This is a genomic window from Streptomyces palmae, assembly GCF_004684805.1.
In the GTDB taxonomy this organism is placed as follows: domain Bacteria; phylum Actinomycetota; class Actinomycetes; order Streptomycetales; family Streptomycetaceae; genus Streptomyces; species Streptomyces palmae.
In genome coordinates, this window is the sequence record NZ_SRID01000303.1 from 1 (window position 1) to 8,565 (window position 8,565).

The following is an 8,565-nucleotide window of genomic DNA, read 5'->3' on the forward strand; positions in this document are numbered from 1 at the left end:
GTCGAGGGCGGGGCGGTCGGCCTGCTCGGCGGGGCGCGGGCGGGCCAGCCGGGGCACCAGCACTCCGGTGGCGCGCAGCGCGAGTTGGGGTTCGCCCTGGTCCACGGCGGACAGCAGCTCGGTCAGCGGGCGCCGGTGGTGGTCGAGGTCGAGCAGGACGAAGCGGCCGGGGTGTTCGGCCTGTGCGGCCCGTACCAGGCCCCACAGGGATGCCCGGGCGGGGTGCGGCGGGGCGTCGTCGGGGCCGGTGCCGATCGCGCCCCGGGTGACCACCACCAGGCGGGAGTCGGCGAGGCGGTCCTCGGTGAGCCAGCCGCGCAGCAGCTCCAGGGTGCGGTGGACGCCGTGGTGCAGTGCGTCGAGGGTGCCGGTCGGGTCGGCGCCCGGTGACGGCTCCCCGTCCTCGCCGGGGATGTCTTCGGGGGTCCAGAGCACCACCTCGGGTGCCGGGGCGCCGGCGGTCACCGCCGCCACCAGGGCGCCGAGGTCCGGGTAGCGGTCGGCCTGCCGGAGGTCCGCGGCCATCTCGCCGGGGCCGAGCAGGGCGCAGCCGCGGCCGCCCCGGTCGGTGGCCGGCCGGGGCTCGGCGGCGGTCCAGGTGAGGTGGTAGAGGGCGTCCGGGCCGCCGCGCCGGGCGGCCCGCAGCTGGGCCGCGGAGACCGGTCGGGCCCGCAGGGCGGCCACCGTGGCGACCGGGGTGCCGGCCTGGTCGGTCACGGTGAGGGTGATGGTGTCGGGGCCGGCGGGGGTGGTCCGTACCCGCAGCGCGGTGGCGCCGCGGGTGTGCAGCCGGACCCCGCTCCAGGTGAAGGGCAGCCGGACCTGGTCCCCGGTGTTGCCGACCAGCCCGGCGTGGAGCGCGGCGTCCAGCAGGGCGGGGTGCACCCCGTAGCCGGCGGCGTCGGCCCCATCCGGCAGGGCGACCTCGGCGAAGGACTCCTCGCCGGCCCGCCACAGGGCCGTCAGGCCGCGGAAGGAGGGGCCGTAGGCGAAGCCGTCCTCGACCACGCTGGGGTAGAAGTCGGTGATGTCCACGGCGGTGGCGCCGGGCGGCGGCCACGGGCCGGACAGGTCCTCGGCGGCCGCCGGCTCGGCCGGGGCCAGCAGCCCCTCGGCATGCCGGGTCCAGGGCTGGTCGGTGTCCTCGTCGGGGCGCGAGTGGACGCTGATCGGGCGCCGGCCGGCCTCGTCGGGGGCGCCGACGGTCAGTTGGACGCGGACCGCCCCGTGCTCGCCCAGGATCAGCGGGGCTTCCTGGGTGAGTTCCTCCACGGTGTCGCAGCCGACCTGGTGGGCGGCGTACAGCGCCAGGTCCAGGTAGGCGGTGCCGGGGACGACCACGGCGCCGAGCACCACGTGGTCGGCGAGCCAGCCGTGCGAGTGCCGGCTCAGCCGGCCGGTGAGGATCAGCCGGTCCCCGTCGGCGGTGGTGACGGCGGCGCCCAGCAGCGGGTGGCCGGCCTCGTCCAGGCCGAGTCCGGCGGCGTCGGCCGTCCCTCCGGCGGCGGCCGTCCAGTACCGCCGGCTCTGGAAGGCGTAGGTGGGCAGGTCCAGCCGCCGGCCGTGGTCCCGGGTCAGCAGCGCGCCGCGGTCCATGGGCACGCCGCGGGTGAACAGCCGGGCCGCCGCGGTGCGGACCGTCATCCGCTCGGGCTGGTCGCGGCGGAGCAGCGGGACGGTCGCGACGGCACCGGTGGCCGCGGCCTGTTCGGCCAGGCAGTCCTGGGCCATGGCGGACAGCACACCGTCCGGGCCCACCTCCAGGAGGGTGGTGACGCCCTGTTCGGCGAGGTGGCGTACGCCGTCGTGGAAGCGCACGGTCTGCCGCACGTGCCGCACCCAGTACTCGGCGGAGCGCGCCTGCTCGCCGGTCAGCGGCGCTCCGGTGAGGTTGGAGATCACCGGGATGGCCGGGTCCCGCCAGTCCACCTCGGCCAGGACCTGCCGGAAGGGGTCGAGCATGGCGTCCATGTGCGGGGAGTGGAAGGCGTGGCTGACCCGCAGCCGGCGGGTCTTGCGGCCCTCGGCGCGCAGCTTTCCGCCGATGTCGAGGACGGTCTCCTCGTCGCCGGAGAGCACGACCGCGGCCGGGCCGTTGACGGCGGCGATGCTCGCCAGGTGCTCCCGGCCGGCCAGTAGGGCCCGCACCTCGTCCTCGCCGGCCTGGAGCGCCATCATGGCGCCGCCGGCCGGCAGGGCCTGCATCAGGCTGCCGCGGGCCGCGACCACGGCCGCCGCGTCGGCCAGGTCCAGCGCGCCGGCCGCGTGGGCGGCGGCCAGTTCGCCGACCGAGTGGCCCAGCAGGAAGTCGGGGCGCACGCCCCAGGACTCGATGAGCCGGAAGAGCGCCACCTCCAGGGCGAACAGCCCGGCCTGGGTGTAGGCGGTCTGGTCGAGCAGGGCCGCCTCGGGGGTGTCCGCCTCGGCGAAGAGGATGTCGCGCAGCGGCCGTCCCAGGCGTGCGGTCAGCGGTTCGCAGACCTCGTCCAGGGCGCGGGCGAACACCTGGGAGTCGCGGTAGAGCTCGCGGCCCGCGCCCGCCCGCTGGGCGCCCTGGCCGGTGAAGAGCGCGGCCAGCGAGCCGCGCGTGGCGCCGCCGTGGACCAGCCCGGGGGCGCTCCGGCCGTCGCGCAGCGCGACCAGGCCCGCCCGCAGCTCGTCGCGCCCGCCGCCGAGCAGCACCGCGCGGTGCTCCAGGGCGGCCCGGTTGCGGGTGAGCGACCAGGCCAGGTCGTGCGGGTCCCACTCCGGGTGCCGGTCCACCGCCTCCAGCAGCCGGGCGGCCTGGGCGGTCAGCGCCTCGGGGTCGCGGGCGGAGAGCGGCCACAGCAGCGGCGGTTCGGCGGGGGTGTCGGCCGCCGTCCCGGTCGACCCCTCCGGGGCGGTCTCCTCGGCGGGTGCGGACTCGGGTGCGGCGGGGTCGTGTTCCAGGAGGACATGGGCGTTGGTGCCGCTGATGCCGAACGAGGACACCGCGGCGCGCCGCGGCCGGCCGGTCTCCGGCCAGGGCAGCGGCTCGGTGAGCAGCGAGACCGCGCCGGCCTCCCAGTCCACGTGCGGGGTCGGCTCGTCCACGTGCAGGGTCTTGGGCAGTACGCCGTTGCGCATCGCCATGACCATCTTGATCACCCCGGCCGCGCCGGCGGCCAACTGGGTGTGGCCGATGTTGGACTTCACCGAGCCCAGCCGCAGCGGGCGCTCGGCGGGCCGGTCCTGGCCGTAGGTGGCGAGCAGGGCCTGGGCCTCGATGGGGTCACCGAGGGTGGTGCCGGTGCCATGCGCCTCCACCGCGTCGACCTCGTCGGGGGCGAGCCGGGCGTCGGCCAGCGCCTCGCGGATCACTCGCTGCTGGGCGGGGCCGCTGGGCGCGGTCAGGCCGTTGGAGGCGCCGTCCTGGTTGACCGCCGAGCCGCGGACCACGGCCAGCACCGGGTGGCCGTGGCGGCGGGCGTCGGAGAGCCGTTCCACCAGCAGGATGCCGGCGCCCTCGCCCCAGGAGGTGCCGTCGGCGGCGCCGGCGAACGCCTTGCAGCGGCCGTCGGGGGCCAGTCCGCGCTGGCGGCTGAACTCCACGAACATATGGGGGGCGGCCATCACCGCCGCGCCGCCGGCCAGGGCCATGGTGCACTCGCCCAGCCGCAGCGAGCGGCAGGCCAGGTGCAGGGCGACCAGGGAGGAGGAGCAGGCGGTGTCCACGGTGAGCGCCGGCCCCTCCAGGCCCAGCGCGTACGCCAGCCGGCCGGAGGCCACGGAGACGGTGGTGCCGGTGAGCAGGTATCCCTCGGCGCCGTCGGAGGTCTGGTCCCCGGTGGCGTAGCCGAGCGGCGCGGCGCCGACGAAGACGCCGGTGCGGCTACCGCGTACCGACGCCGGGTCGATGCCGGCCCGCTCGAACGCCTCCCAGGAGGTCTCCAGCAGCAGCCGCTGCTGCGGGTCCATCGCCTGCGCCTCGCGCGGGCTGATCCCGAAGAAGGCGGCGTCGAAGCGGTCGGCGTCGCGGACGAAGCCGCCGTGCCGCACATAGCTGGTGCCGAGCCGGTCGGGGTCCGGGTCGTACAGCTCGGCGGTGTTCCAGCCGCGGTCCTCGGGGAACTCGCCGATGGCGTCGCCGCCCCGGGCCAGCAGCGCCCAGAAGTCCTCCGGGTCGCGGACGTCGCCGGGGAAGCGGCAGGCCATGCCCACGATGGCGATCGGTTCGTGCAGCGCCTCGGTCAGCTGCCGGTTCTCCCGGCGCAGCCGCTTGGTCTCCTTGACGGACGCCCGCAGGGCCTCAAGGACCTTCTCGTCTGATGCAGCCATGTCGTCTCTCGTCGTCTGCGCTGTCCGCGCGCTCAGAAGTCCGTGCCGTCGAGTGCGATGTCGACCAGCGCGTCGATGTCCAGGTCGTCGACCTCGTCGAGGTCGTCGGCGTCGGTGCTGCCCTCACTGGCCCCGGCTGCCCCGGCGGGGCCGGGTGCCGGGGCGCCGGTGTCGGCGGCCAGTTCCAGCAGGGCCTCGTAGAGCCCCGCGGCGCGCAGTCGGGCCGGCGGGATGCCGGCCAGCAGCGCCCTGATCTTGGCGTCCGAGGCCTCCGAGCCGTCCGGGGCGCCGGCCGGCTGGTCGTCCGGGACCAGCTGGGAGCGCAGCAGGGCGGTGAGCGCCAGCGGGGTGGGGTGGTCGAAGACCAGGGTGGCGGGCAGCCGCAGTCCGGTGGCGGCGCCCAGCCGGTTGCGCAGCTCCACCGCGGTCAGCGAGTCGAAGCCGAGCTGTTTGAAGGCGTGTTCCGGCTGGATCGCCTGCGGTGAGGCGTGGCCGAGGACGGTGGCGGCGTGCTCCTGCACCAGTTTGAGCAGCACCCGGTCGCGCTCGGCGGGGGCCAGCCCGGCCAGTCGGCGGGGCAGCTCCGGCTCCGCGGTCCCGCCGCCGCTCTGCACGGTGCGCCGGGCGGGTGCTCCGGTGAGGGCGCGGAAGAGCACCGGCACCGGGCCGGTCGCGGCCCGCAGTGCGGTGGTGTCCAGGCCCATCGCCACCAGCAGCGCCTGGTCGGCGGTGAGGGCCGCACGGAACATCTCCAGCCCCTCGGCGTCGGTCAGCGGTGCCACCCCGGATCGGCGCATCCGGGTCAGGTCGGCCTCGGCCAGGTGGCCGGTCATGCCGCTGGCCCGCTCCCACAGGCCCCAGGCCACCGACAGGCCGGGCAGCCCCTGGGCCCTGCGGTGCTGGGCCAGGGCGTCCAGGAAGGCGTTGGCCGCCGCGTAGTTGGCCTGGCCGCCGCCGCCCAGCACCGCGGCCGAGGAGGAGAACAGCACGAACGCGGTGAGGTCCAGGTGCTGGGTCAGCTGGTGGAGGTTCCAGGCCGCGTCGACCTTGGGGCGCAGCACGGTGTCCAGCTGCTCCGGGGTGAGCGAGCCGATCACCGCGTCGTCCAGGACGCCGGCGGCGTGCACCACGGCGGTCAGCGGGTGCTCGGCGGGCACCTCGGCCAGCACCGCCGCCAGGGCGTCCCGGTCCGCGGCGTCGCAGGCGGCGACCGTCACCCGGGCTCCGGCCTCGGTGAGTTCCCCGGCCAGCTCCTCCGCGCGCCCCGCGGTGCGGCCCTGCCGGCTGAGCAGCAGCAGATGCCGTACGCCGTGCCGCTCCACCAGGTGACGGGCGACCAGGCCGCCCAGCACACCGGTGCCACCGGTGATCAGTACGGTGCCGTCCGGATCCAGCCGGTGCGGCAGGGTCAGCACGACCTTGCCCACATGCCGGGCCTGGCTCATCAGGCGGAACGCCTCGGGGGCCCGCCGGATGTCGAAGGCGGTGGCGGGCAGTGGCCGCAGCGCGCCCCGGTCGAAGAGGGCCATCAGCTCGCCGAGCATCTCGCCGATGCGGTCGTGACCGGCCTCGATGAGGTCGAACCACTGGTAGTCGACGCCTGGGTGGGCGGCGCCGACGGCCTGCGGGTCGCGGATGTCGGTCTTGCCCATCTCGACGAACCGGCCGCCGTCCGCGAGCAGCCGCAGCGAGGCGTCCACGTACTCCTTGGCCAGCGAGTTGAGCACCACGTCGACGCCGCGTCCGCCGGTGGCGGCGCGGATCCGGTCCTCGAAGTCCAGGGAGCGGGAGGAGGCGATGCGGTCCTCCGCGATCCCCATGGCCCGCAGGGTGTCCCACTTGGCGGGGCCGGCCGTCACATAGACCTCGGCGCCCAGTTCGCGGGCGAGTTGGACGGCGGCGATGCCCACGCCGCCGGTGGCCGCGTGGATCAGCACCGACTCGCCCGGGCGCAGCCCGGCCAGGTCGACCAGGCCGTAGTAGGCGGTGAGGAAGGCGATCGGCACGGTGGCGCCCTCGGTGAAGCTCCAGTCCCGGGGCAGCGGGAAGACCAGCCGCTGGTCCACCACGATGACCGGGCCGAAGGCGCCGGGCACCATGCCCATGACGCGGTCGCCGGGGGCGAAGCCGGTCACTCCCGGGCCGACCTCGAGCACCACGCCGGCCGCCTCGCCACCCATGGTCTCCTGGTCGACCATGCCCAGCGCGAGCAGGACGTCCCGGAAGTTCATCCCGGCGGAGCGCACCGCGAGCCGCACCTGCCCGGGTTCCAGCGGCCGGTCCGCCTCGGGGTAGGGCAGCAGGGCCAGGTTCTCCAGGGTGCCCTTGCTGGTGACATCCAGCCGCCAGCCGGTGTCCTGGGGTGCCGGGGCCAGTTCACGGCCGGCGCCGGCGCGTACCAGCCGGGGGGTGAGCACCCGTCCGGCCCGCACCGCGAGCTGGGGTTCGCCGGTGGCCAGGGCCTGCGGCAGGACGGCCCGCGAGTCGGCGTGCGCGTCGAGGTCCAGCAGGGTGAACCGGTCCGGGTTCTCCGTCTGGGCGGAGCGGACCATGCCCCACAGCGGGGCGTGCACCAGGTCGGCCACCACCTCGCCGGGGGCCGCCGGTACCGCGCCCTGGGTGACCAGCACCAGCCGGGAGGCGGCGAAGGACTCCTCGGCCAGCCAGGTCGTCAGCGTGGCCAGGGTGCGGTGGGCGGCGGTACGGACCGCCTCGGCCATCGGGAGGCCGGTGTCCGGTGCGCCGCAGCCCAGCAGCACCGTCTCGGGCACCGCCGTGCCGCCCGCGACCGCCTCGGTGAGCGCCGCCAGGTCCGGGTGGGCGGCCACCCGGTGGCCCGCCGCCTCGAGCCCGGCCGCCATCCCCAGCGGGTCGGGGCCGATCACCGCCCAGCTCGCGGCGGGCGGCGCGGTGGCGGCCGCCGCCTCGAGCCAGTCCACCCGCAGCAGCGGGTCGGCGCCCTCCTGCTGACCGGAGCCCAGCTGCTCCGGGCTCACCGGGCGGCTGACCAGCGACTCCACCAGGGCCACCGGCGCGCCGCCGTCGTCGGCCAGCGCCAGGCGCACCCCTTCCGCTCCGCTGCCGCTCAGCCGCACCCGCAGCGAGGTGGCCCCGGTGGCGTGCAGGGACACCCCGGTCCAGGTGAACGGCAGCCGCACCTCGGCTTCCTGCTCCGTACGGAGTCCGGCGGCGTGCAGCGCCGCGTCGAGCAGGGCGGGGTGCAGCCCGAACCGGGCGGCCTCCTCCCGCTGCTCGGCGGGCAGCGCCACCTCTGCGTACACCTCGTCAGCGCGCCGCCATACGGCCCGCAGCCCCTGGAACGCCGGACCGTAGCCCAGACCGCTCTCGGCGAGGCGCTCGTACCGGCCGTCCAGGCTCACCGGGGTGGCGCCGGCCGGCGGCCAGTCCCGCAGTTCCCAGTCCGGCTGCCGGTCGCCGGCGGCCAGGAAGCCGGTGGCGTGGCAGAGCCAGGGGGTGTCCGCCTCGGCCCGCTCGGGCAGGGAGTGCAGGGTCAGGGTGCGTCGCCCGGTGCCGTCCGGGCCGCCGACCGACAGTTGGACCCGCACCCCGCCGCTCTCCGGCAGCACCAGCGGCGCCTGCAGGGTCAGCTCGTCCAGCAGCGGGCAGCCCACCTGGTCGCCGGCGTGGATCGCCAGCTCGACCAGGGCCGCACCGGGCACCAGGACCGTGCCCCACACGGCGTGATCGGCCAGCCAGGGGTGGGTCTCCAGCGAGATCCTGCCGGTCAGCACCAGCCCCTCGCCGCCGGCCAGCGGCAGGGCGGCCCCCAGCAGCGGGTGCTCGGCGGACTGGAGCCCGGCCGAGCGCACATCGCCGACGGCGTCGGCGTTCCGCAGCCAGAACCGCTGGTGCTGGAAGGCGTAGGTGGGCAGGTCGACACCGCCCGCGTCGGGCAGCAGGGCGGCCCAGTCCACCGGGAGGCCGTGGACGTACGCCTGGGCGAGCGAGGCCAGCATCCGCCGCGTCCCGCCCTCGTCGCGACGGAGCGAACCCACCACCAGGGCGGGGACCTCGGCGTCCTCTGCGGTCTCCTCGACGGCGGTGGTGAGCACCGGGTGCGGGGTGCACTCGATGAACGCGTCGTGGGCGTCCGCCAGCAGGCCGCGTATGACGGGCTCGAAGCGGACGGGCCGGCGGAGGTTGGTGTACCAGTACTCCGCGTCCATCACCGCGGTGTCCAACACCTCACCGGTCACCGTGGAGTGGAACGGCACCTCGGACGCCCGCGGCGCGATGCCCGCCAGG

2 protein-coding genes are annotated in these 8,565 nt (G+C 76.4%); both read right to left on the bottom strand.

Annotated features, from left to right (window positions below; all coding sequences use genetic code 11):
- The coding region (locus tag E4099_RS24610) for a type I polyketide synthase (RefSeq protein WP_135341309.1) at window positions 1-4,299 on the bottom strand (4,299 nt) is incomplete at its 3' end.
- 32 nt (window positions 4,300-4,331) lie between these two features.
- Window positions 4,332-8,565: SDR family NAD(P)-dependent oxidoreductase (locus E4099_RS24620; RefSeq protein WP_209446715.1), on the bottom strand; the 4,234-nt coding region annotated here is incomplete at its 5' end.